Origin of the sequence: Photobacterium atrarenae, from assembly GCF_024380015.1 — a bacterium.
In the GTDB taxonomy this organism is placed as follows: Bacteria; Pseudomonadota; Gammaproteobacteria; order Enterobacterales; family Vibrionaceae; genus Photobacterium; species Photobacterium atrarenae.
The window spans coordinates 1,215,329-1,238,332 of the sequence record NZ_CP101509.1 but is presented as its reverse complement, the minus strand read 5'-3'; the positions used below and the strand labels follow the sequence as shown (position 1 = coordinate 1,238,332).

The window sequence follows — 23,004 nt, the reverse complement described above, 5'->3', positions numbered from 1 at the left end:
CAGTAACGTGAGTGTCCAAAGCAAACGCCCGCCCCGGTGTATCACATCAGGGCGGGCGTTTTCAAAGGATTAACTGACCATCCCGATAAGTGAGTACATCCTTACCGGTTTCACCAATGAGCACCGGGCCGTCGAGATCGACCACCGCGGCGTCCTGGGCAATAGGCAGGGCAGCCCTCATCGCCAGGGAGGTGCCGAGCATGCACCCGACCATCACCGCCAACCCTTGCTGCTGGGCTGCTTCCTTGAGCGTGAGCGCTTCGGTCAGGCCGCCGGTTTTATCCAGCTTAATATTGATCATCTCATAACGGCTGCGAACGTGCGCCAAATCAGCCCGGGTATGACAGCTCTCATCGGCACACACCGGGATCCGGTGGACAAAACACTGCAGCGCATCATCCGCCCCGGCTGGCAGGGGCTGTTCTATCATGGCAATTTCCAATGGCGCAAGCGCGTCAAACAACGCAGGCAAATCCATCCCCGCCCAGGACTCATTGGCATCAAGGATGATCCGCGCATCCGGCGCGACGTCCCGGGTTGCGGCAACCCGGCTGACAATGTTGTCCGCATCCAGCTTCACTTTCAGCAAGGTCGCCCCTTGGGCCACATAATCCCGCGCTTGCCGGGCCATCTCCTGCGGGGTGCCGATGGAAACCGTCATCGCTGTTTCCAGAGCGGGCTGCAACTGAAAATAAGGCGACGGAAACTGACTGCCGGCCTGCCTGGCAATGAGGGACCATAAGGCGCAATCCAGGGCATTGCGGGCTGCCCCGGCCGGCAGCAAGGTCTGCAACTCAGATTTGGCCTGCTGCGCCGACAACTCCGCCAACGCCGGGATCACCCGTTCGATTTGCGCCAGCACGGACGCCGTCTCTTCGCCGTAACGGGCATAGGGAGTACATTCGGCTTCAACCGCCTGCTCCCCGTCGGTGATCGTCACCCGCACAATCTCCAGATGTGTTCGGGCGCCCCGGGCAATGCGAAAGGGTTTGGCAAACGGGATGTGTTCGGGTTTGGCTTGGATCTGCATCAGGCACCTCGGTCGACCAGTCGTTGGATGATATTGTCCACGCCAAAGCGCACCGGATCTGTGACCGGCAGCCGATAGCGCTCACGCCACTGCTCGCACACCAACTGCGCTTCCTGCTCAGAAATAGCAGATGTATTGAGACAGATCCCAACAAATTCAGCCTTCGGGTTGGTCAGTCTGGCGGCCTGAAGGTTCGCGGCAAGGACTTCTGAAATATCTGGCATCGGCATATGCGGCAGATGGCGAATATGCGGCCGTCCCAGTTCATGGCACAAGACCAGGGCGTCCGGCTGCGCGCCATGAAGCAACCCCAGACTCACCCCGGCAAAGGATGGATTCATTAACGAACCCTGTCCCTCAATGATATCCCACGCATGCGTGTCAAAGCCCGGGCTGAGTGCTTCCACCGCGCCGGAGATGAAATCCGCCACCACGGCATCAACCGAAATCCCCTGCCCCTGGATCAAAATGCCGGTCTGGCCGGTCGCTTTGAACTGCGCCGGAGTGCCCGCCTGATTCAACGCCCGATCCAGAGCCAATGCGGTATACATTTTCCCAACCGAGCAATCACTGCCGACCGTCAACAGGCGCTTTCCTGCCCGCTGCTGTCCGGTGCCTACCGCCAGCGGTGTATCGTAGTGCCGGACATCAAACAGCTGTACCTGGTGCTGCTCTGCCAGGGCGCTGAGCCCGGGGATATCTCGCAAACGCTGATGCATGCCCGATGCGATGTGAAATCCCATCTGAACCGCATCTTTCAGTACCTGCTGCCAGGACTCGGGGATCACCCCGCCGGCATTGGCAGTGCCAATCACCAGTGTTTTGACCCCGAGATTTTTCGCATCCGCCAGTGACAGATCTGCCAGTTGCAACGATACCGTCTGCGCCGTTAAACGGAGCTGGCCGACACAACTGTCTGGCCGCCAGTGCAGAATGCCCCGGGCCGTTTTCGCCGCTAAGGGATCGGTGACATCGCCGAGGAACAGTAAATAAGGTTGAGGAATTTGCATCAGTGTCCTTCCGTGTCTGCTGGTGATGCCATTAATCTAAGCACCAGGTGCGGAAAGAACGAATACTTTGTTGTTGGCCGGGTATAACGTGAGGTTATGGCTATGCCTGGGCGTCGCCGCTCACCTGCGCTTTGAGCCTTGTGATGAATAACCGGCTGGCCGCCGAGGGAGATTGATGGTTCGCACTGTAAAGCGACACATGCACCGGTACTTGCGGCGATAATTCAGCGACTTGCACCTGAGCATTGTCGCGGTGACCCTGTGCCGTCCAGGGATCGACCAGCGCCATGCCGAGCCCAAGCTTGGCCAGCTCCACCGCCGCGCTATAGCTTCGCACTGTTAGTGCATGCTGATATTGCGGCGCCAACGCCAGAATCATGCGATTGAGCGTTCCCCCCAGCGGATCCCGGGTATCCAGACCGATGATCTCGACACCCGATTGCACCATCGCTGCCAGAGTCAGCGGCTCGACTATCGCCTCCATCGCCCGCTCCAGCGCAATAACCTGAACATATCCGGTGGTAAGCAACTCTTGATTCAGCCCGGGTGGCGTATCATCACCAAAGGCCACCGCGATATCCAGTTCATGACGCAGCAACCCCTGACTCAGTTCATCTTTGTTGCCGGTGATCAGATCGATGGATAAATTGCTCTGGCGACGCAAGATCGCAATGACGGGCGGCAGCAGGGTACTTGCGAGAACAGGCGGTGCGCCGATACGAAGGTGCTGGGTGCCGCGGCCCACCTTTTGGGTCAGGGTGTGAAACAGGCCCAGTTGCTGATAGATCTTTTCAGCTTCCGGCAGCAGCGCCAGCGCTTCTTGAGTCGGGGTCAAACGTCCTTTGACCCGCTCAAACAAGGCAAAACCGAGCTGTTGCTCGGTATGGGCCAGGATCCGGGTTACGTTCGGTTGGGAGACATGCAGGCTACGGGCAGCGCCAGAGACGGTTCCTGCCTTCATCACCGCATAAAAAACTTCCAGCTGCCTGAGGTTCAATCGCTTCTCTCCCTGAACTCATGTCCTCTGTAACACCATTTTGCACGTACAAATCGTTCAGGCCCCTGACCACATCCCTCCCTGCGGTGGGACTCTTCATCACAGTGTTAAAGCTGTTTGGCGAAGCTGCCGACCGCCTCATCAACTTTTTGCGCCCCCAGGCGAATATCATGCATCACCTGGCCGGCTTCTTTCGACAAATCAAGCGCCTCAGAGGCTTGCGCCAACCCTTGCTCGATCAGGTGAACGGCATTTTCGGTCAGCTTCATGTTTTCAGACACCACAGCCATGATCTCTTCCGTGGTCTGACTGGTTCTTGATGCCAACAAGCGCACCTCATCAGCAACAACCGCAAAGCCCCGCCCCTGCTCGCCCGCCCGAGCCGCCTCAATCGCAGCATTCAGCGCCAGCAGGTTGGTTTGATTGGCAATGCCATCAATGCTGTTGACCAGTTCATTGATTTTTTGTGATTGCGTATTCAGGGCCTGGATCCCTTCGTTGGCATCAGCCATTTGGCTCGCAAGCTCGCCCACTTTGCCGATCGTGGACTCAATCACCTGATTGCCCTGAGTGGTTTGCTCACCCGTCGTGGCTGAGACTTCATGGGCGATTTCTGCCGCTTCCGAAATCGCATTCTCACGATTGATCTGATCGGTGATCACCGTCGCAAACTTCACCACTTTATACAGCTCGCCATTGGCATCATAAATCGGGTTATACGAGGCTTCCAACCAAACCACATTGCCGTATTTGTCGAACCGCTTGAAGCGGTCAGAGACGAACTCTCCCCGAGCCAGCTTTTGCCAGAAAGCGGCATATTCCGCGGAATGAACTTCCGCACTGTCACAGAACATCCGGTGATGCTTGCCGAGGATCTGTGATTTGTCGTAGCCAGTGGAATCCAGAAAGTTCTGATTAGCATCCAATATGACCCCATCCAGGCTGAACTCAATCACTGCCGTCGAGCGATGCAGCGCCTTAATTAAATCTTCCTGTTCACGCGAAGATTTAATGGTTCGGGTCAGCTCAGAGGCATAAATCAGAAAATGCTTGATCCCGCCTGTTGGCGCCAGGATGGGTTGCAGGATCGAGCGAAGCCAGGCTTCTTCACCATTGCCTTTTTGCAGCTGCAGAGCCCCGTTCCAGTGCTTGCCCTGCTTGACTGCCCCTGACATCAGTTGAAAGTGTGGCGTGTTCCGTGCCGACTCCGGAACAAGCGATGTAATATGCCGCCCATTCACCTCGTCTGAGCGCAATTTCATCTCAGTCTGAAACAGCGAGTTCACCGAGACGATATTGCCGTGCGTATCTAACGTCACCCGAAACATATCCGCTTCCAGGCTCTCTTTCACTTGCAACAAGGCATGTAGCTCTTCTTTCAGCTTTTGATTTTCTTGTTGTACCGATCTGTTGAAAAACATAAACCGCAAAGTTCCTTAACTGGCTGGTGGAAGTTCATGATTTGATATCAGCGCTTAACTTTGCCTCCGGAACAAGACTCAATCACATTCAAAGGCATCAAGCAGGCCTGCTTATATGTCAAATGTGCAGACCGATGCCTAGTGTAAAGAACTCTTCTGAAACTGCACGTTTTTATGTCGTCTAACGATAATTTTTTGACATCAAACGCAATCACGCGCATACAAACACCGGCAGAACCATCCAATAAACCATCATTGCGAACAATTAGTAGCAAGTCTCAACATTAGTGATATCCAACCAATGCATACCAAAACATACCTTAAAGACATATACCAACCAGCAGAGGCCGACCCTGTAGTTAAAAAACACCCTTATTTTTGGCCTGACGAATCATGCTTTTAACAATCATGCGATGAAACGGCTCGATCACCCGCATGTATGCCCGGCCCAGGACGTTATGCATGTCGACCTGAGTGGTCACCGTCAGGGTTGAATTCGTTTCATCCTTCAGCACCGAAATTCTGAAATCCAGATGCCGGTCATTCTCTCCGAGCAGCACCTCATTCCCTGTTTTCTCATACACCTTAAAAATACCGATACGCTCTTGTGACACCTGCTCCCCGTCGTTCATCGGCCCTGTTTTCAGCCCAAACGGTGCCACCAGCAAGTTACGCAGCCCCATCAGGGCTTTAATCCAATCCTGCTGCCCTTCCGTAAATAATTTGTAGGTGATCTCCCAAATATCCTGACTGGGATCGGCCAGCGCGACTTCATATGCATCGGCAAATTGTGCCTCCGGCAGGGATTGCTCAAGTAAAGGCGACCGCGGAACAGAAACAGTTTTAATCATGATGATATCCTTTATTAAACCGAACCTAAAAAACCGAAAACGCCGATGGGGATCAGCAGTATCCACTGCGGCAAACATACCCACGCGCGTTTTATCTTGAGAAGCCGGCCAACAGCCAGAAAGACCAACCCAAACAGAATAAACTGGCCGGAAAGCATCCGAACCGATAAAACATCGACCGGAACATAGGCGCTAAACAGGAACCAGGCCGCAGAAGCAAACAGCAACACGGTCACCATATGCCAGCAGGCGTAGAAGGTTCCCTTTACGCTGTCATCCATCCGGGTGCTGAGAAATGGCAGTACCGGATGGAAGTGTCCGGCAATCAAATGCAGAAAAGCCGTGAATAAGGCGATAACGCCGGAAATAAGGAGATATAAGTTGAAATCAAACATTCGCATGCGCCTCAAATAAGGTATCAATCTCAAACCGGACAGAGGCACCCGCACGCTGAAACAGTTGCAGGTAGCCATAATAGACTCGCTCCAGGAACAGGACTTCTTTACTTGGGCAGACAGGAAAGTCGCTGTACTTGTGAGCATCCACCGCCAGCGTCACCCCTTCTGCCATATAATCCGGATGGGCGGAAAAATCGAATTGGGTCGCGGCCAGGAGTTTGTGCTGCCACGCCAGATACTGCAAGAAGAGCGAGTTCGCTTTCATTTTGTCCGGGTCTCCCTGGTTATTCATATAAAGCAGGTTGAAATAGTGGATCACCTGCGCCAGATCCTGCGCCTTATAGGCTTGCAGCAATGCCACAAATGCAGCTGCGGTTTTGGGATCAACCGGAACGGTGCAGCCAAAATCCAGCACGACCAGCTGGTTGGCCTGATCAACCAGAAAGTTGCCGATGTTCGGATCGGCGTGCAGCATGCCGTAGCGGGAAACCGAGGCAAAAAACAGGTCGCACAGCGCCTGGCAAACCCGGTTTCTGGCCGCAGCCGGCGGGTCGGTGTCGAGCCATTCATCAATGTGTAATCCTGCGACATAGGGAGAGCTGATCACCCGTTTTGAGGAATATGCGGAGTTCGGTTGCAACACGCGCAAGTTCTCGATATCACAGCTTGCATAGAAGTCTTCCTGGCGACGGAACTCCAGCTCATAATCCGTCTCTTCGATCAGCCGCAGCTCGATCTCCGGCAGCGTGTTGTCAAAGTTAAACCGTGTCGGCACCGTTTTGAGCACCATCGACAAGGTTGCGATATCGGACCGAATACTTTCGGCAATACCGGGATATTGCACTTTAACTGCCAGCGTGTTGCCCTCCTTGTCGACCGCCCGATGGACCTGACCCAGGCTTGCCGCGGCAAAGGGCGTGTAATCAAACGCTGAAAAGAGCTGTTCCGGTGCACGGCCAAACTGGCTCATCAGGACTTTTCTCACCACGGCACGGTTGAGCCCCGGCGCACGATAACAAGCTTGATTAAGCTGTTCCCGGTAGGCTTCTGGGAGCAGCGTATTCTCTAAAGCCAACATCTGAGCCGCTTTTAAGGCCGTACCTTTTAGCCGCCCCAATGCCGAGAAGATAATTTTGGCCTGCTCATCGGCCTCATTTTCCCGGGCTGAGGCATCACCGTCCTGCTGCTTCAGTAAAGCCTGGGTACGCCTTTTCATAACATTGGCCCCGAGTTTAACCGCAGTGCCGGCCACAATCGCATTTCGGTGTATTTTACCGGTCGGCACTTTACTCATGGCGCTGTCCTTTTCCGGTGAGTCCGCGCAACTGGCTAAATTGCTTGGCCATTAACTCAAATCCCGAAAACATATGCTGGCGGATCAGAAATGAAGTCATTTGCCCGGCTTTACTCAGCACACCGCTGGCCAGCAGTGAAATCGCGAAATTCAGGCTAAGATCAAGCAGCTGGGTGGTATTGGTAAAATCTTCCGAATCATCCTTGAGCCAGTACATCACCATGCCAAGGTAATAATCCCAGAACAGGGAAGGTATAAATTCATGCAGGCTCTCTTCTTCCAGCGTTCCCTGCTGGTAAGCCTGAGACAAATACAGCCTGACCTGATCGCTCAGCTGCGATTTAATCGGCGCAATATTGCCAAACTTGGCCAGCGGGGTGAGAAAGGTGATCTCAAAGGCTTCCTGCACAAACTCACGATGCGGCAGCATCTGCGTCAGGTTGGTTTCAATCAGCAGCTGGATTTTCTCTTGCAGCGAATACCCCTCAAAGTCGTCAATCGCTTGCAGTTCTTCAACAGACTTTTGCACCAATGCCGCGAAGTAGCCATAGAGCAGGCTTTCTTTGTTGGGGAAGTAGTTATAAATCGTGGCATCGCCAACCTTGGCCTGCTTGGCAATTTTTCGCATCGAGACATTTTTATAGCCCTCCATGCTCATTAAATTGACCGCAGCATCCAGGATTTTCCCGCGTACCTTTTCGCTTTTCTTTTTCATGAGACCACCATAACCGAAAACACTACACGTAAATTATGATCAAAACTTGATCAAATCAATAGTGTTTTCACAAAAAATCACCCAACCCGTCAGACCCGGGCCAAATGATTTTTAATTCAGGAGACACGTCACAGTTATTGACCGGCCATAACGACCGATAAGCAAGAAAAAAGCATCGCGCTACAAGCCGATCATGATCGCGTAACGGGGGAGCGAGATTCGTTATTTTCAGCAGGTAGGAAATGAAGAAAGCGGCAGGGCCAACGCAGCTCGAATCTAGCGAGCTGCGCGGGAAAAATCAGATGACGACGTGACGTCCGGTCGGCAGATGTTCCAGGCGCTCACCAAGCCCCCCTTTCAATAATCCGAACGCCTTCATGCCGGTACAGTGACCCGTATAGAGCTTATCGATAGGGTATTCCAGCAGCGTCCGGCCAATGGCCTCAATGTCTTTGGGCGTTCCGCCAATCCCATTCAGCAGGGGCAAACCAACCAGGTGAAACCCGCCCACCACGGCTTTGATTCGGGTATTGGGAAACAGCGTGACCGCAGTCTCTACCATGTTGAGCACCCCATGATGCGCACAGCCGGTGAATACAACCAGGCCGTCCGCTTCTTTGACGATCAGCATCAGCTCATGGTCAAAGGTATCCGGCTTGCGGCCCTGTCCGGCGTCCGTAAATAAATATTGATTGCCTTTCGGCTGAGTGTATTTATGGCTGAGCTCAGTCACCACAAACACGTCCGGCAAAATCTCCGTCATCTGGTTGACGAATTTCACCCGTTCTCCGGCCCTTTCCAAAAGATCCTTGGCAATACCGACATTACTCTTAAAGCCGAAAGCCCGGAAGGAGTACTCAGCCTCATCACAGGCCCGGAAATACACCGGCGCCGCGGTATTACGATCGAGAAAATGCGTAATGCCATTACAGTGGTCATGGTGGCGATGCGAAATAACCGCGGCATCAACCGCCTGTAGATCGATGTTCAATAGCGCAGCATTATCACAAAATATCTGACTACTTCCGGCATCAAATAAGAGCTGCCGCCCTTGGGTTTTCACATGCAGGGACAACCCTCGTTCAACGGTAAGATCAGGTCGGTCCGCCAACCGGGTATTATCAACTAAAGCTGTCAGTTCCATCATGACCTCATCAATTCAAATTGGGGAAAAGCGTTTGAAGCAAACTCAGGCCACTAAGATAAATAGCCGTAACCACGCGCCATGAGCACAGCCAGGAAAGGTAACAGCAATAGCGCGCAAATAATACTAATCCAAAAAAGCGGGCACCAACGATCCAACCGTCAGCAGCGCTAACATCACATTAAACCCTTGCTGCTTTTTCGGCGAATCCAGCAGAGATCTCATACCGTAGCCCACATAAGCCCACAAACTGTTCGCCATCAACCCAAATGTGGTAAATACCAGCAGGATCATCAGCACCGAAAGCCAATATAGCTCCGGTAAACTATAGCTACTGACCAGTGCCAGGCAGGCCATCCAGGCTTTGATATTCCCCAACTGAAACAAAGTCGCCTGCTTCAGTGACAACGGGCCGACAGCGCTTGCGGCCGCATTGGCAGGACGGGATAGCACCAACTTTCCGGCCAACCACAACATGTATCCGAGCCCGAGATAGCGCAGTGCCTGGTAGAGCCCAGGATGCTGCACCATCGCCGCGCCCACACCACTGGCACACAGCCCAATCAACACTATGATCCCCAGGCGAATGCCCAGCAGGTGCCGGATTGACCGTTTCATCCCAAACTGGGCGCCGGAACTGGCCAGCAAAAAGTTATTCGGACCGGGGGTAATGGCCATCACAAAAGCAAACACACTCATCGCCGGCATGATCTCCCACAAAGCTTCCATTATTGTTTCCCTCTTAGAACCATCAACCCCGTTAGCCTAAAAGGGAAAACAACACCTGCGTGAGTGTTAATGCGTCACCATGACAATTCTTCTGTTTCTTTCGTCAGGCGCCTTATTTATCCTGTCTTCAGTTTCAATTGTACCCCTCGAGAGTAGGACAATGTTTATTCCCGACATCAGCGGCCGTAGCGGACCCAAGTATCTCGCCCTGGCCGATGCCTTTGCCGAAGCCATCGAAAGCAGCGAACTCAAAGCGCAGACCAAACTGCCGCCGCAGCGCATTTTGTCGTATCGGCTGGGCGTCACCGTCGGGACCGTGACCCGGGCCTACCAGGAGCTGGAGCACCGGGGACTGGTGTCGCCCAAAGTGGGCAGCGGTACCTATGTCAAAGATCGCCAAAGCGAAACCCGTACCTTCTACCATCCGGTCAGCAGCAAACACGGGATCGATCTGGCGATTTGCCGGCCGCTACTGATCAACCAGCAGCAACACCTCTCCCGCACCCTGCAGGATTTGTCGCTGGAGCCGATTGCCCAGCGGGCGGTTCTGGATTATTGCAGTGCCGAAGGCCTTCAGGGCCACAACCAAACCCTGCAACACTGGTTAGGGCAGCGATTCAACAGCGACATTGACAGCCGCCGTCTGCTCTGGACCTACGGTGGCCAGCATGGGTTGTCGGTCCTGATCCAGGCGCTGACCCGCCCGAAAGAGACGATCCTGGTGGAAGGCTTGTGCTACCCGGAGTTCCTCCATAGCTGTCAACAGTCTGAACGAAAACTGGTACCGATCCGGCTCGATGAGCAGGGGATCATCCCCGAAGATCTGGAATTACACTGCCAACGACACAAACCCCGCCTGCTGTATCTGACCCCGGCAATTCAAAATCCGACCGGCGTTTGCCTCAGCGACAGCCGACGGCTCCGGGTGATCGAGATTTGCCGCCGGCACCAGGTGCTGATCATCGAAGACGACGTGCTGTACTGCCCGCCGGCGCACCGGCGCACGCCACTGGTCGCCATTGCCCCTGATATCACCTTGTTTGTCGGTAGCTTCTCGAAATATTTCTCCGGCGGGTTACGGGTGGGCTATCTCATCATGCCGCTCTCGCTGTCCCTGCCGATGCAAAAGTCGCTGCGTGCCAGTTGCATGCATGTCAGCCCGCTGATGATCGATCTGGTCTGCCGCTGGCTGACCAACGGCGCTATGGATGCTGTCGATCAGGAAATCGATACCGAGCTCAAAGCCCGCCATCGCATTTTGCAGCAAATCTTTTCCGGCGCAGGGCAAGGGGCGGTGCCGGGGTTTAATGTCTGGCTTCCGTTGCCGGAACCACTTTCCGGGCAGCCGCTGAGCCGACAGCTTCAACAAGAGGAAGTCCACGTCCGTGAAGCAGAAATGTTTGCAGTCGATCATTACCCGGTCCCTGCGGCAATCCGGATTTCGCTCACCGGCCCAACCAGCCGCTCGCAGCTCAAAACCGGCCTGGAAATCATCCAGGCACACATTGAATCGGCTTCAGAACAGTCGCTATAAATTCACGTTCTGTCCCGCACCACCGTGCGCCACTTCCTGGTGCAGCCAGTCGGTAAACGCCTGGATCCGGGCGCGGCGGGATGAATGCGGGTCGTGATAAACGGTATACCGAACGCCCGGCGTCATCCCGATATCAAACGGCTTGACCAGCAAACCGCGATCAATAAAGTCGCCGGCCAGGCTTTCAGTGCCCAGACACGCGCCATGACCGGCCATCACCGCGCTCAGCCCCATATCAAATGTGCTGACTTCCATCCATTGCACCTGATCCTTAGGCATCGTTACCCCGGCCATCTGAAACCATCGCTCCCAGGTGAAGCTCTTGGTCTCGACACCGTGGATCAACCAGCATTTGAGCAACTGCTCCGGTTGTTCCAGCTTCAGCGACTGTGCCAGCTCCGGCGAGCAAATCGGGTAAACCGGCTCTTCGTATAAAATCGTCTGCTCAATCCCTTCTCCCAGTTGCTTGTCATAGCCCTGGCGGATCGCAACATCAATGGTGCCGTACTTAATGTCCGGATCATCCGTGGTGGCATAGACCCGGATCGGGATATTAGGATGCTGCATGGTGAACTTCCACAGTTTCGGCATCAGCCAGCGCGAGGCAAAAGAGGGGGTCGTATTCACCGCCAGCATTCCTTCCACCGGCTCAGACTGAATCGCATTCAACCCGGAAATAATATGCTCAAAGCCGGATGTGACCTGCTGATACAGCGTCTTCCCTTTGCGGGTCAGGACCATCTCCCGTCCCTGACGGACAAACAATTTACAGTGTAAGCCGTCCTCCAGCTGGCGAATTTTCTGGCTCACCGCCGCCTGACTGACATGCAGCTCCTGCGCTGCTTTACTATAGCTGCTCAGCCTTGCTGCCGATTCAAAATACCGCAGCCCGGCCAGCCAGCGCAATCGTTCATCCATAATCTGTACTTATATATGCTGTAAAGAATCATCGTTCGTATTTCCATACCATCATGCCCATACTTTGCCCAGAAAGTCACGCAGGGAAAGGAGCATATGATGATCAAAGTCGCCATCAGCTGGGAGCTGGAATTCAATATTTCATTGCTGAACCGGAAGTTTTGCTGGAGAAAGCGGGAGAAAGAAAAATCCAGCCAGTCGCTCAATCACACCACATCTAAGCATTTGCAGCGCGACATCGGGTTCGAGTCGCCGCTCCCGGCGCCGAGGCACTATTTGGATTATCTATAACGAATAATTATTGGCTAACGTTCATTAAGGGGCACATCCAGTGCGCGCCGAACCCCTTCCACATAAGCCGGAAACTGGGCAATATTATTATGATCGGCGCCTTGCACCACCACAACATCTTTCAGTTGCGGGCCAAAAGCCGCCACCAGCTGTTCCGCGCTTTCATGCGGGATCACGCGGTCCTGTCCGGCAATAAAGATAAATGTCGCGGCCTGGATGGCACTGACCCGCTCTATAGAAGCGAATCTGTCTTTGATCAGCAGTGAGACCGGCAGCATCCAGTAGATGCTCTTCGCGACATGCTCAACGCTGTCAAACGGGGTCACGAGCAGCAGCCGATCCACCTGAGCCGGCCGTTCAGCTGCCACAAAAGTGGCTACACCGGAACCCAGGCTGCGCCCCATCAGAGCAATAAATGAGTGGTTTTCACGAACCGCCCGGAACACACCCATCGCATCCTGGTATAACTCCTGTTCGGTCGGCTGGCCGGGGTTATTGCCGTAACCCCGATACGGGATCAGGTACACACTGTAATCCGGCACCACAGTCCGAAAGAAAGGGATGTTCATCTCAATGCTTTCCGCATTGCCGCCGTAATAGAGCAGCGCCCGGGATTGTCCCGGATTCACCACCCAGCCCTGAAGTACCCGGTCCTCCAGCTGGAAGCTGATATTCTCCTCGCCGAACTGCGTACTGGCCGGCTGCGGAAAATACAAAAACTTTCGCTGTAATGAGCAAAACGTCATAGCAAACACCATATAGCCAACCATTGCCAGGAGGAAAACTCGCTTCATCGCTCCTCACGGTTTCTGCGCACGGACTGTATAGCAATAATAGACAAGGAGATAGAAGAGCACATTCCAGGCCAGCACAGCCAGCCCGATCCACAATTGCATTTCATGGCTGAGCCCCGGCGGATAAATCATCGGCAGCAGGTAATGGTCAACAAAACCACCGGGATACCCGTCTTGCCCAGCCATCCACCGTAGACGATTTTCCAGCGGGGTCAGCGGGCAGACCCAATCCATCAGGCTAAGCACACCCCCCCAGATCACAGCTGGCACATGCAGCCAGACGACAGCGCGACGCCACCACAACAAGAGGCCACCGAATACCACAAATACGATAAACAGAAGGTGTAAAATTACAACAATATCTGCCAATAGACGATAGATCATCCACCCAGCCTTTTCCGGGGATCCCGGACAAACCGCCCTGAGGTTCTCTGATCACTGTAGCGCAAATCCGGGAAGTGCAAGTCAGGCCGGAGTTATCCACCGAGGCAGAGGAAGCTAACAGTTATACCGACCCTGAATTCGGGCGCTGCGGCAATTATCAACAATTGCTGGGGATAGATGCAGCGGCTGACGTGCCTGTCAATTCAGCAGGAGTACCGATGCGAACGGAGAGTACGAGCAGTGGATAAGGAAGATCCCCACTCATTCATACCCGACTGCGAACGGGTATTGAATGAGTCAGGCCCATCGCGAAGTAAACCTTGCGGAGCGCGCTCAAATAACAGGAAAAAGATCAGCCTTGTAGTGAGCGGTTAGCCTGAATCGCGAACTGGCGGCGATCATAATCCATCTGGTTAGAAAACAGAGAGAGGAAGTGGCGTAGTTGTTTCATCATCAACTCCTGATCATCGAGATACTATGTGAAAATAAATTTCGTAATTAATTTACAATGAGAATATAAATCAGGCCTAAAGTGTGATCAAGATCTATTTTATGATTTTTTGATGACATTCAGCGACATCCGTCAGATCCAACGAATATGGCTGATAGTATGCGACGCTCCAGATCATCGAGTAACAACACAAAGGCACCCTATCGCTCTCTGCAATGCTAGCCCCCGTTTGCAAGCGGCATAAAGGCGCGCACCGCCTGATCCCGAAACACAACCGAGTGGTGTTTACCCGATTCTCGATATTGCTGACAATAGGTCACAGGATCCCCCGGATAAGCGTAAAAAGGGGAGTCAACGCCTAACCCAGCCAGCTTCTGGTGCCAGCGACGCATCAAGTGTTCCGGCACCGGCGGCAGCTCCCGCAGCACCCGCTCAGACAGCTCAAAGCCACTTTGTGTTGCGAGGGCAAACATGTCGTCATTGGCCGCTGCCAGCCAGGACGCACCTTGAGCATTCACACACAACAGCGGCAAAAAAGGCGCAAGCGCCGGGAGCACATCATTGCGGTAGATCTCCACCTCCCAGTAAGTGCGCGCGATCGCGATAAACTGCTCAAAGCTGGTAATTGGCCGAAATCCGGACGTCGCCAGCGGGCAGATCTCGACCCGAGGCTTATTCGGATTCACCGTGTCATTAGCCACATCGATGTACCAGTCACCCGCCACAATGGCATTCTGAAAATAATCGTCACGTAGTGATCCCCACACTTTGGTCAGCGCCCCCCCTTGTTGCAAGTAGCCCCGAATAGGTTGGAAGGCCGGCTCATACGGTGTTTTCAGCGCTTCACACCAGAGATCGAACACCTTATCCCTGATTTCTTTACATCGCCCGAGCGGATATGTTTTCCCGGCGAAATGCGGAAAATCAGGGGCCAGGTTCAAATCAGCTTGTAAACGCTGGTATGCTAGTGCTTTCTCCAGCGCCCGGCACTGTTCATCGGTCAACAACAAGGTCATAAGCAACTCATTTTGAGAGAATTTAAGTCAGACTGCGTGAAATATATACCCGCGTCAAGCACTCACCTTCTTTCGACCTTCGGTATAATCCCCTGTCCGTTGAATTGACCATCTGGGCCGATCATCTGTCCGATGAAGCATTTGACCTTCACAAGTCAGGCTTTAAGATACCCGAACTCAATCAAGCGCATATCATGCTCAATACGGGCTAGAGGCATCGCTCATCATCCGGAGGTAAGGCATTCATGGAACCAGTGACCTTTTTGAACGCAGTTTTTCGTGGCAAAGTCGCCCATCGCTACGGCATGGACACCGCAATCGACAAGATGCCGACCACCGAGCGCATTTACCTGTCGGAAACCGGCTTGGCGGGGGATGAATGTGCCGAGAAACGTTTTCACGGTGGTACCGAGCGGGCGTTGCACCAGTACCCGGCGGAACACTATGCCTACTGGCGCGAAAAATACGGCATCGAGAAAAACTGGCAGGCACCGGGAATGGGCGAAAACCTCAGTACCGAAGGCATGACCGAAGACACGGTGTGCCTGGGCGATCGCTACCAGTGGGGGGAGGCCATCATCGAAGTGAGCCAGCCTCGTTCGCCATGCTTTAAGCTCAATCAACGCTGGAATATCGAGAAGTTCTCAGTCGATATGCAGGATATCAGCCGTTGTGGCTGGCTATATCGGGTGATCCAACCGGGCTACGTCAGTGTCAGTGATCCCCTCAAACTGATTGCACGCGAACCCAATACCATGACGCTGCGCGAGGTATGCGATATCTATTTCGGCGATCCGCTCAATCGCGATGCGCTGTTGCGCCTCAAAGCCCAGTCAAAACTGTCGCAAAGCTGGACCCGCACCCTCGACAAGCGTCTGGAAACCAATGAACTGGAAAACTGGAACTTCCGCCTGCTGGGGCATGCCTGAGTCTGAACCCAGAAACTGGGTCTAAAATCCGGCACCTGCTCCCGCCCCCACGAACACTTCAAATAAAGCCTCCCCCATGGCGGGGAGACTTTACTCACTCAATGACCAACATTACAGCGTGAGTTTTTTCACCATCCCGGCTTCGGCATGGCCCGGAATATTACAAGCAAATTCAACCTGCTTATCACCATGGAAGTGCCATAACAGCTGTTTGGCCTTGCCCGGCTGAACCGTGACCGTACTGCCGCTGTCGTGCATATGGCCACCGGTCATCTCCCGCATCATTTTCCGGTGCGCCAGTTGCTCCTTCGCCGAGCCAATGGAGAACTCATGATCAATCTTGCCGGTATTCATCACCACGAACTGCACCACATCATCGGGTGCAATGGTCATATTTTTCTTGAAGGTAATTTTCATATCATCGGATAAAATCACATGGACCACTTTGTCCGGCTTGGCCCCCATTGCAGGCATCCCGACATCCGACATCCCTGCCATGCTCATCATGTTACTGTGATCCATAGAAGCGTGATCCATAGAAGCATGGCCCATTGAGCTGTGGCCCATCTTCATCCCACCCTGCGCCCCATGACCGTGGCCGGCATCCGCCAGCGCCGTTGGTGTCATCAGGGCCAGTGTCATTGCAATCAGTGTCTGTTTCATCATCATTTCTCCGTGATTCAATATCGGCCCCTGCAATCTCAGGGGCCAAGTTGTTCTGGTGTTTAGGTGTTTAGGTGTTTAGGTGTTTAGGTGTTTAGGTGTTTAGGTGTTTAGGTGTTTAGGTATTAGGGTGTTACGATTTCCCGGCTTTTCCAGAGCTTAAAGACTGCCGGCAGCACCAGCAGGGTCAGCAGCAGCGCCGAAGCCATGCCGCCGATCATCGGCGCAGCGATGCGCTGCATCACTTCTGAGCCGGTGCCGGCGCCGTACATAATGGGGATCAAGCCGATAATCACGGTGCTGACCGTCATCATGACCGGTCGCACCCGCAGCCCGGCCCCTTCACGAATGGCATTGATTAAATCCTGCTTCTCCAGCGGCTGACCATGGCGTTCACGCTCCGCCTTGTGCGCAGACCAGGCCTGGTTGAGATACACCAGCATGATGACGCCGATCTCCACCGCCACCCCGGCCAGGGCAATGAAGCCGACCCCGACGGCAATGGAGAAGTTGTAGCCCAGCCCGTGCATCAGCCACAGGCCGCCGACCATCGCCAGCGGCAGGGTTGCCATGATGATCAACACCTCGCCGACCCGGCGGAAACTGAAATAAAGCAGCAGCATGATAATCACCAAGGTGATTGGGGTGACAACACTCAACCGCGCCTTAGCCCGCTCCATGTATTCATACTGACCGGACCAGGCCAGCGAGTAGCCCGGCGGTAAATTCAGTTGCTCCGTCACGGCCTGACGCGCTTCCACGACGTAGGAGCCGAGGTCGCGCCCTTCAATATCGACAAACACCCAGCCATTGGGCCGCGCATTTTCGGTTTTGATCATCGGTGGTCCGTCCTCGTAGCGGATCTCGGCGACATCAGCCAGCGCAATCCGGGCACCATTCGGTGTTACCAGCGGCAGGTTCTGCAACTTCACCACCGAATCGCGGTAATCCTGCGGATAGCGCACGTTGATGGGATAACGCTCCAGCCCCTCGATGGTTTCCCCGACATTCATCCCGCCGACCGCGGTCGAAATGACCTGTTGAACCTCTTTAATCGACAACCCATACCGTGCTGCCTGACGACGGAGAATATCGATGGTCACGTAACGCCCACCGGCCACCCGCTCGGCATACACCGAGGCGGTTCCCAGAATTTGGTTGAGGATCGGCTCCAGATCGGCTCCGATTTTCTCAATCACCGCCAGATCCGGTCCGGCGATTTTGATCCCAATCGGCGTTTTGATCCCAGTAGCCAGCATGTCGATCCGGGTTTTGATCGGCATCACCCAGGCATTGGTCAGCCCCGGGAACTGCACCAGTTCATCTAAGGTCTGGCGCAGCGACGCCGTCGTCACCCCTTCACGCCACTGATCACGGGGTTTGAGTTGGATCACGGTTTCAATCATAGTCAGCGGCGCCGGATCGGTTGCCGTTTCCGCGCGACCGATTTTGCCCCACACCGTCGCCACTTCCGGCACCGTTTTGATCAGCTTGTTGGTTTGTTGCAGCAGCTCACGCGCCTTGCCGATCGAGATCCCCGGATAGGTGGTCGGCATGTACATCAGGTCGCCTTCATCCAACGGCGGGATAAACTCGCTGCCTACTTTGCTGATCGGGTAATAGGCCGATCCCATCAAGGCCAGTGCCAGCACGATCATCGATTTCGGGTAAGCCAGACTGAGATTGAGCAGCGGGCGGTACAAGGCCACCAGCCCCCGGTTGATCGGGTTTTTATGCTCGGACAATACTTTGCCACGAATGAAATACCCCATCAGCACCGGCACCAGGGTGATTGCGAGACCGGCCGAAGCCGCCATGGCGTAGGTTTTAGTAAAAGCCAGCGGCGAGAACATCTTGCCTTCCTGCCCTTGCAGGGCAAACACCGGCACAAAGCTGAGGGTGATGATCAGCAGAGAGAAAAACAATGGCGCGCCGACTTCTTCGGCGGCCCGGCCAATTACCTGCCAGCGATTCGCATCGGTCAGCGGTGTGCGTTCAATATGCTTGTGCACGTTCTCGATCATCACGATCGCCCCATCCACCATGGCTCCGATGGCAATCGCAATCCCGCCGAGAGACATAATGTTGGCGTTGATCCCCTGCCAGTGCATCACCATAAAGGCCGCCAGAATCCCCACCGGCAAACTCAGGGCGATGATCAGCGAGGAGCGCAAGTGGAACAAGAACAGAGCACAGACAATCGCCACCACGATGAACTCTTCCGCCAGCTTGTGCCACAGGTTCTCGACCGCAGCGTTGATCAGAGTTGAGCGATCATAGGTCGCCACGACTTCCACTCCCTCCGGCAGGCTCTGTTGCAGCGCCGCCAGCTTAATTTTGACGTTGTCGATCACTGCACTGGCATTTTCACCGAAACGCATCACAATCACGCCGCCGACCGCTTCCCCTTCGCCGTTAAACTCGGAGATCCCGCGACGCATCTGCGGCCCCAGATTGATCTCTGCAATATCGCCCAGTAGCAGTGGCGTGCCTTTTTCCGTCACCTTCAACGGCAAAGAAGCAATGTCATCAATTCCCGACAGGTAACCGGTGGTGCGCACCATATGCTCGGCTTCAGCAACTTCGATGACTGATGCGCCGGTTTCCCGGTTACCGTCCTCAATCGCCTTGTTGATCTGCTGCAACGTCAGGTTATACGCACGCAGCTTGGCCGGGTCGATCTGCACCTGGTACTGCTTGACCATCCCGCCGACGGTCGCCACTTCCGACACCCCCTCCACCGTCTGCAACTCATACTTGAGGAACCAGTCCTGCAAGCTTCGCAGCTCAGCGAGATCATGCTGCCCGGTTTTATCCTGCAAAATATAACTGTAAATCCAACCTACGCCGGTGGCATCCGGGCCCAGCGTCGGCTTGGCATTGGGCGGTAGCTTGGACGCGACCTGGCTCAGATACTCCAGCACCCGCGAGCGAGCCCAGTACATATCGGTATCATCATTAAAAATGATGTAGACATAGGAGTCGCCGAAGAACGAGTAACCGCGCACGGTTTCAGCACCCGGTACCGCCAGCATGGCGGTGGTCAGCGGATAAGTCACCTGATCCTCAACCACCTGCGGCGCCTGACCCGGATAGCTGGTTTTGATGATCACCTGCACGTCAGACAGGTCCGGCAGGGCATCAACCGGGGTATTTTTCACGCTGTACAAGCCACCCAAAGTCAGAAACAAAGTGGCTATCAAGACCAGAAAACGGTTGGCAATCGACCAGCGAATGATGGCTCCAATCATGGCTGCTCTCCTGCTTTTTCAAGCGATTGCAACGCATATTCACCGCCCTGCTGGCGCACCAGGAGACGCACTAAATCCCCTTCCGCCAGGCCGCTTAAGTCAATATCTTCCCCGACCGAGAAATTGATCTCGCCGGCATCCCATTGCCAGACATCAACCGGCTCGTGCTTCACCGTCACCATCCCGAAATCAGCCATCAACATGGTGATCTCACCACGGATCCAGGCTTCGGCGGGCGGTGCATGTTCATCCACTTTGAAGTCAACCACTTCGTATTGACCATCCTCTGTTTTGCGGATTTCAAACTCAATGGGCTGCCCGGGCTGCGCGATCGACATATCCAGCTCAGCGTTGACGGTAAAATCCATCGTCATCCCCGGCCAGTCCCATTCCGGCACGGGCTGGTGGCGAATCGTCAGCATTCGGTGCTCGGCCATCACCGCAGTGACTTCACCTTTGGCCCGGACCGTTTCCGCAACCGCTTCCACACCATTGATGCGAGACAAGTCCGCGCTCTGGCTCGACTCAGAATCCAGCATGAAGTGGGCAGAAGTGACGACCCGATCAGCCTCGGTCAGTCCTTGCAGCACCTCAATTTTGTCATCCGCCTCCCGGCCGACTTTAATCCGGGCTGAGCGATAGTTGCCTTCGCCTTCCGCCAGCACCACCCGGCTCATGCCCCCGGAGCGGATCACCGCTGATTTCGGGATGGTCAGCACCGACTCTGCCGTCACCGGTTGCAAGGTGATATTGGCAAACATATTGGGCTTGAGCTCACCCTTCGGGTTGGAAAATTTGAGCCGCATCCGCAGGGTCCGGGTTTTCGGATCCAGAATGGGATAGACATAGTCCACCGCTCCTTCCCAGGCGCGTCCCGGCAACGCATCCAGAGTCATCGATGCGCGACTGCCGGCCTTGATCCAATGGCCCTGTCGCTCGAAGACTTCGGCATCGACCCAAACCTCATGCAGCGGACCGGCACTGATCACCGCCTGTGCCGGAGACAGATATGCCCCTTCGCGAACATTCAGACTGGCAATCACGCCATCGGCCGGTGCCTTGATCTGAATGGTTTGCGCCGCTCTGCCGCGCCTGAGCACCTGCTGGATCTGGGCCCGGTCAACACCGAGGGAGACCAGCCGCTCCTGCGCCCCTTTGACCAGCGCCGTTCGGCCGGTCCAGGAAGCATTGAGCAATTCTTCCTGCGCTTTGACCAGATCCGGCGAATAGAGGGTAAACAGCACATCGCCTTGGCGGACCTGCTCGCCGATCGCGTTGATCATCAGTTTCTCGACCCAACCGCTGACCCGAACATTGGTTTGCCACAGACGGCTCTCATCAAAAGCGATATACCCGACAGTCGAGATACGGGGCGACAGCTTTCCCAGTTCAACCGGGGCCGTTTTCACCCCGAGATTGTTTTCCACCGCCGGATCAATCTTTACCGTACCCGGTTTGGTGCTGCTCCCCGCCACATCGTCGGCATAGACCGGGATCAAATCCATCCCCATCGGCGATTTCCCGGGTTTGTCACGTTTATAGTTCGGATCCATCGGCGCAACCCAGTACAGCGGCTCATTGCTTACCGAACTTGCTGTGCTTCCCGATGATTCAGACGACGTGACGGATGGGTTTTTCCACAGCAATTGCGTGCCGGCAACTCCCAACACAGCGCCGATCAGCAACGCCAGTGTGGTCGTGGTGACAGTGTTCATGGTGTCCCTCCTGCGATCATGGACTGGCGGTCAAATAGATGGGGTGAGGTCTGTGTGGCAGTGGCTCGGTCACCACCGAGGAAAAAGGCCAGGTTGCTACTGACGAGGTTCAGATCCGTTGTCAAACGTGCCTGCTCAAGCGCCAGTGCCAGTTCATCGCTGGCAGCCGTGATCACATCGTTAAACTGGGCCGTGTTATTCTGATAGCCACGTTCAACCGCCTGGGTCCGCGCTTTCGCCTGTGCCAGGAGTGTGTTTTGATAGCGCGCAAGACGCTGCTCCAGGTTGCTTTTATCCGTCAGCAGGGCGTTGACCTTGGCATTCATCTGCGCCAACAGGAGATCTTTATTCGATTGCGCCGCCCCGACCTGATACTGCGCTGCAGCGCGGGTCCGGTCTTGGCGGTTGTCGGTAAACAGCGGAATATCCAGGGTTAAGTAAGCACTGAGCAAATCCGAAGCCGGCTCGCCGCGCATATTGTCAGCCTGCCGATAGGCGTACATCACCTCAACCCCGAACTGCGGCGCATAGGCTTGTTCGGCCAGATCAACCTGCGTCCGGTTGACCGCAATCGCCGTGTCGGCAATCTGCACGCTCGGGTGCGCGCGCAGCAACGGATAGTGCGCCGTGCCGGACGTTTGCAGCAGCCGCTGTTCGAGTGCATGCCAATCCAGCTGGTTGCTGGCTTTCAGCGCTCCGGGCCGGGCAAGCCATGCCGCGCCCAGCCACTCTGACAATTGCGACTGAATCCGGCGCTGCATCTGGGCATTGGCCTGTAATTTATCATCCAGCCGGCTAACCTGAAGCTGCGCCTGCAACAAATCCTGCGCTTCGCTTTTCCCTAGCGAGTAATTGGTCTGAATAAAGTTTTCCATTTCCTGCATCAGGCGTTTGTTTTCATACAGGATCTGCGCTGCTGCCTGCTGATAACCCAGCTCAAGCCACAACTGGGTAACTTGATTGACCACCTCCCGCTCCCGCAGGGCCGTTTGCCACTGAACACTCTCCGCCTTCTGGTGGGTCTGTTTCTGCTTGAGCAGTAACGTCTCGCCACGCTCAAACTGCTGCATCAGGCCTATCGAGAGGTTGGTCATCAGGTCTTCGTCAAACCGAAAACTATCCACGGGCAAGTTACCAAAGCCGAGTTTCAGTTTCGGGTCCATTTCGGTCGCACTGGCAAACGCCATCTGACGCAACGCGTTGGTTTGGGCATCAAATTGTTTCCGTCCGGCATCATTATTCAATGCCAAAGCAATCAGCTGGTTTAAGGTGCTGGGCTGCACCGCTGCGGATGCCAATGGTGTGTCTGCCGCGGCAACCGGCCACGACGCAACCACACCACCGACACTCACCGCAACCGCGAGTATTGTTGGTTTTAAATTCACTTTGGAGATCCATCATCAACATGGCGCGAGACAGTCCTCGAGCCACAAACAGTCCACCGCAACGGCAGTGCCGAAGCGACATCA

At 54.8% G+C, this 23,004-nt stretch carries 21 protein-coding genes; 3 read left to right on the top strand and 18 right to left on the bottom strand.

Annotated elements, in window-relative coordinates; translation table 11 throughout:
- Positions 1-61: 61 nt before the first annotated feature.
- The 10 genes from dgcA to NNL38_RS21550 all read right to left on the bottom strand — a co-directional run bounded on the left by dgcA (position 62) and on the right by NNL38_RS21550 (position 9,589).
- Complete coding sequence (gene dgcA / locus NNL38_RS21595) at positions 62-1,030, bottom strand: N-acetyl-D-Glu racemase DgcA (protein ID WP_255390922.1); 969 nt, start codon at positions 1,028-1,030, stop codon at positions 62-64.
- Positions 1,030-2,040 (bottom strand): N-acetyltransferase DgcN, encoded by a 1,011-nt coding sequence (gene dgcN / locus NNL38_RS21590; RefSeq protein WP_255390921.1) that lies wholly within the window; start codon positions 2,038-2,040, stop codon positions 1,030-1,032. The genes dgcA and dgcN overlap by 1 nt, the downstream gene beginning before the upstream one ends.
- A gap of 100 nt (positions 2,041-2,140) precedes the next feature.
- Positions 2,141-3,037 carry a LysR family transcriptional regulator gene (locus NNL38_RS21585; RefSeq protein WP_255390920.1) on the bottom strand — a complete coding sequence of 299 codons (897 nt, stop codon included), beginning with the start codon at positions 3,035-3,037 and terminating at the stop codon, positions 2,141-2,143.
- 107 nt (positions 3,038-3,144) lie between these two features.
- Positions 3,145-4,458 (bottom strand): methyl-accepting chemotaxis protein, encoded by a 1,314-nt coding sequence (locus NNL38_RS21580; RefSeq protein WP_255390919.1) that lies wholly within the window; start codon positions 4,456-4,458, stop codon positions 3,145-3,147.
- A gap of 359 nt (positions 4,459-4,817) precedes the next feature.
- Positions 4,818-5,309, bottom strand: a complete 492-nt coding sequence (locus NNL38_RS21575; RefSeq protein ID WP_255390918.1) for a DUF2867 domain-containing protein — start codon at positions 5,307-5,309, stop codon at positions 4,818-4,820.
- A gap of 14 nt (positions 5,310-5,323) precedes the next feature.
- A complete protein-coding gene (locus tag NNL38_RS21570) occupies positions 5,324-5,704 on the bottom strand; it encodes a hypothetical protein (RefSeq protein WP_255390917.1) in 381 nt (126 codons plus the stop codon).
- Complete coding sequence (locus NNL38_RS21565; RefSeq protein ID WP_255390916.1) at positions 5,697-7,001, bottom strand: ABC1 kinase family protein; 1,305 nt, start codon at positions 6,999-7,001, stop codon at positions 5,697-5,699. Before NNL38_RS21565 ends, NNL38_RS21570 begins: the two co-directional genes overlap by 8 nt.
- Complete coding sequence (locus NNL38_RS21560) at positions 6,994-7,716, bottom strand: TetR/AcrR family transcriptional regulator (protein ID WP_255390915.1); 723 nt, start codon at positions 7,714-7,716, stop codon at positions 6,994-6,996. The genes NNL38_RS21565 and NNL38_RS21560 overlap by 8 nt, the downstream gene beginning before the upstream one ends.
- Positions 7,717-8,014: 298 nt before the next feature.
- Positions 8,015-8,860, bottom strand: a complete 846-nt coding sequence (locus NNL38_RS21555) for an MBL fold metallo-hydrolase (protein ID WP_255392306.1) — start codon at positions 8,858-8,860, stop codon at positions 8,015-8,017.
- A 126-nt stretch (positions 8,861-8,986) separates the two neighbouring features.
- Complete coding sequence (locus NNL38_RS21550; protein ID WP_255390914.1) at positions 8,987-9,589, bottom strand: LysE family translocator; 603 nt, start codon at positions 9,587-9,589, stop codon at positions 8,987-8,989.
- 160 nt (positions 9,590-9,749) lie between these two features.
- On the opposite strand from NNL38_RS21550, the gene NNL38_RS21545 reads away from it, so the two are divergent.
- Positions 9,750-11,123, top strand: a complete 1,374-nt coding sequence (locus NNL38_RS21545) for an aminotransferase-like domain-containing protein (protein WP_255390913.1) — start codon at positions 9,750-9,752, stop codon at positions 11,121-11,123.
- Here NNL38_RS21545 and NNL38_RS21540 read toward each other — a convergent pair.
- Positions 11,118-12,041, bottom strand: coding sequence for a LysR substrate-binding domain-containing protein (locus NNL38_RS21540; RefSeq protein WP_255390912.1), 924 nt, complete (start codon positions 12,039-12,041; stop codon positions 11,118-11,120). The two genes, NNL38_RS21545 and NNL38_RS21540, sit on opposite strands and share 6 nt — an antisense overlap.
- A gap of 96 nt (positions 12,042-12,137) precedes the next feature.
- Between NNL38_RS21540 and NNL38_RS21535 the strand changes: the two genes are divergently transcribed.
- The gene (locus NNL38_RS21535) at positions 12,138-12,332 is read left to right on the top strand and encodes a hypothetical protein (RefSeq protein WP_255390911.1); all 195 of its coding nucleotides are present in this window, start codon (positions 12,138-12,140) and stop codon (positions 12,330-12,332) included.
- Between the two features lie 14 nt (positions 12,333-12,346).
- On the opposite strand, the gene NNL38_RS21530 is transcribed toward NNL38_RS21535, so the two are convergent.
- The 3 genes from NNL38_RS21530 to NNL38_RS21520 all read right to left on the bottom strand — a co-directional run bounded on the left by NNL38_RS21530 (position 12,347) and on the right by NNL38_RS21520 (position 14,977).
- Positions 12,347-13,126, bottom strand: a complete 780-nt coding sequence (locus NNL38_RS21530) for an alpha/beta hydrolase (RefSeq protein ID WP_255390910.1) — start codon at positions 13,124-13,126, stop codon at positions 12,347-12,349.
- A 6-nt stretch (positions 13,127-13,132) separates the two neighbouring features.
- Complete coding sequence (locus NNL38_RS21525) at positions 13,133-13,510, bottom strand: DUF2784 domain-containing protein (protein ID WP_255390909.1); 378 nt, start codon at positions 13,508-13,510, stop codon at positions 13,133-13,135.
- Positions 13,511-14,179: 669 nt separating this feature from the next.
- Entirely contained in the window at positions 14,180-14,977 is a 798-nt protein-coding gene (locus NNL38_RS21520; protein ID WP_255390908.1) for a hypothetical protein, read from the bottom strand.
- 245 nt (positions 14,978-15,222) lie between these two features.
- Here NNL38_RS21520 and NNL38_RS21515 point away from each other — a divergent pair, with 245 nt between their 5' ends.
- Positions 15,223-15,906 carry an MOSC domain-containing protein gene (locus NNL38_RS21515; protein ID WP_255390907.1) on the top strand — a complete coding sequence of 228 codons (684 nt, stop codon included), beginning with the start codon at positions 15,223-15,225 and terminating at the stop codon, positions 15,904-15,906.
- Between the two features lie 111 nt (positions 15,907-16,017).
- Here NNL38_RS21515 and copI read toward each other — a convergent pair whose 3' ends face one another.
- The 4 genes from copI to NNL38_RS21495 form a co-directional block, all read right to left on the bottom strand.
- Positions 16,018-16,569 (bottom strand): copper-resistant cuproprotein CopI, encoded by a 552-nt coding sequence (gene copI / locus NNL38_RS21510; RefSeq protein ID WP_255392305.1) that lies wholly within the window; start codon positions 16,567-16,569, stop codon positions 16,018-16,020.
- A gap of 125 nt (positions 16,570-16,694) precedes the next feature.
- Positions 16,695-19,820, bottom strand: coding sequence for an efflux RND transporter permease subunit (locus NNL38_RS21505; protein ID WP_255390906.1), 3,126 nt, complete (start codon positions 19,818-19,820; stop codon positions 16,695-16,697).
- Positions 19,817-21,535, bottom strand: coding sequence for an efflux RND transporter periplasmic adaptor subunit (locus NNL38_RS21500; protein WP_255390905.1), 1,719 nt, complete (start codon positions 21,533-21,535; stop codon positions 19,817-19,819). The genes NNL38_RS21505 and NNL38_RS21500 overlap by 4 nt, the downstream gene beginning before the upstream one ends.
- On the bottom strand, positions 21,532-22,920 hold the full coding sequence (locus NNL38_RS21495) for a TolC family protein (RefSeq protein ID WP_255390904.1): 1,389 nt from the start codon (positions 22,918-22,920) through the stop codon (positions 21,532-21,534). Before NNL38_RS21495 ends, NNL38_RS21500 begins: the two co-directional genes overlap by 4 nt.
- Between the last annotated feature and the right edge of the window lie 84 nt (positions 22,921-23,004).

Bases quoted from the DNA above. Each gene is read 5' to 3' on its own strand.
- NNL38_RS21525 (WP_255390909.1), bottom strand. From the start codon at position 13,510: ATGATCTATCGTCTATTGGCAGATATTGTTGTAATTTTACACCTTCTG.
- NNL38_RS21540 (WP_255390912.1), bottom strand. From the start codon at position 12,041: ATGGATGAACGATTGCGCTGGCTGGCCGGGCTGCGGTATTTTGAATCG.
- NNL38_RS21565 (WP_255390916.1), bottom strand. From the start codon at position 7,001: ATGAGTAAAGTGCCGACCGGTAAAATACACCGAAATGCGATTGTGGCC.
- NNL38_RS21535 (WP_255390911.1), top strand. From the start codon at position 12,138: ATGATGATCAAAGTCGCCATCAGCTGGGAGCTGGAATTCAATATTTCA.
- NNL38_RS21500 (WP_255390905.1), bottom strand. From the start codon at position 21,535: ATGAACACTGTCACCACGACCACACTGGCGTTGCTGATCGGCGCTGTG.
- NNL38_RS21575 (WP_255390918.1), bottom strand. From the start codon at position 5,309: ATGATTAAAACTGTTTCTGTTCCGCGGTCGCCTTTACTTGAGCAATCC.
- NNL38_RS21555 (WP_255392306.1), bottom strand. From the start codon at position 8,860: ATGGAACTGACAGCTTTAGTTGATAATACCCGGTTGGCGGACCGACCT.
- NNL38_RS21515 (WP_255390907.1), top strand. From the start codon at position 15,223: ATGGAACCAGTGACCTTTTTGAACGCAGTTTTTCGTGGCAAAGTCGCC.
- NNL38_RS21545 (WP_255390913.1), top strand. From the start codon at position 9,750: ATGTTTATTCCCGACATCAGCGGCCGTAGCGGACCCAAGTATCTCGCC.
- NNL38_RS21580 (WP_255390919.1), bottom strand. From the start codon at position 4,458: ATGTTTTTCAACAGATCGGTACAACAAGAAAATCAAAAGCTGAAAGAA.
- NNL38_RS21530 (WP_255390910.1), bottom strand. From the start codon at position 13,126: ATGAAGCGAGTTTTCCTCCTGGCAATGGTTGGCTATATGGTGTTTGCT.
- NNL38_RS21520 (WP_255390908.1), bottom strand. From the start codon at position 14,977: ATGACCTTGTTGTTGACCGATGAACAGTGCCGGGCGCTGGAGAAAGCA.
- copI (WP_255392305.1), bottom strand. From the start codon at position 16,569: ATGAAACAGACACTGATTGCAATGACACTGGCCCTGATGACACCAACG.
- NNL38_RS21560 (WP_255390915.1), bottom strand. From the start codon at position 7,716: ATGAAAAAGAAAAGCGAAAAGGTACGCGGGAAAATCCTGGATGCTGCG.
- NNL38_RS21570 (WP_255390917.1), bottom strand. From the start codon at position 5,704: ATGTTTGATTTCAACTTATATCTCCTTATTTCCGGCGTTATCGCCTTA.
- dgcN (WP_255390921.1), bottom strand. From the start codon at position 2,040: ATGCAAATTCCTCAACCTTATTTACTGTTCCTCGGCGATGTCACCGAT.
- NNL38_RS21505 (WP_255390906.1), bottom strand. From the start codon at position 19,820: ATGATTGGAGCCATCATTCGCTGGTCGATTGCCAACCGTTTTCTGGTC.
- NNL38_RS21550 (WP_255390914.1), bottom strand. From the start codon at position 9,589: ATGGAAGCTTTGTGGGAGATCATGCCGGCGATGAGTGTGTTTGCTTTT.
- dgcA (WP_255390922.1), bottom strand. From the start codon at position 1,030: ATGCAGATCCAAGCCAAACCCGAACACATCCCGTTTGCCAAACCCTTT.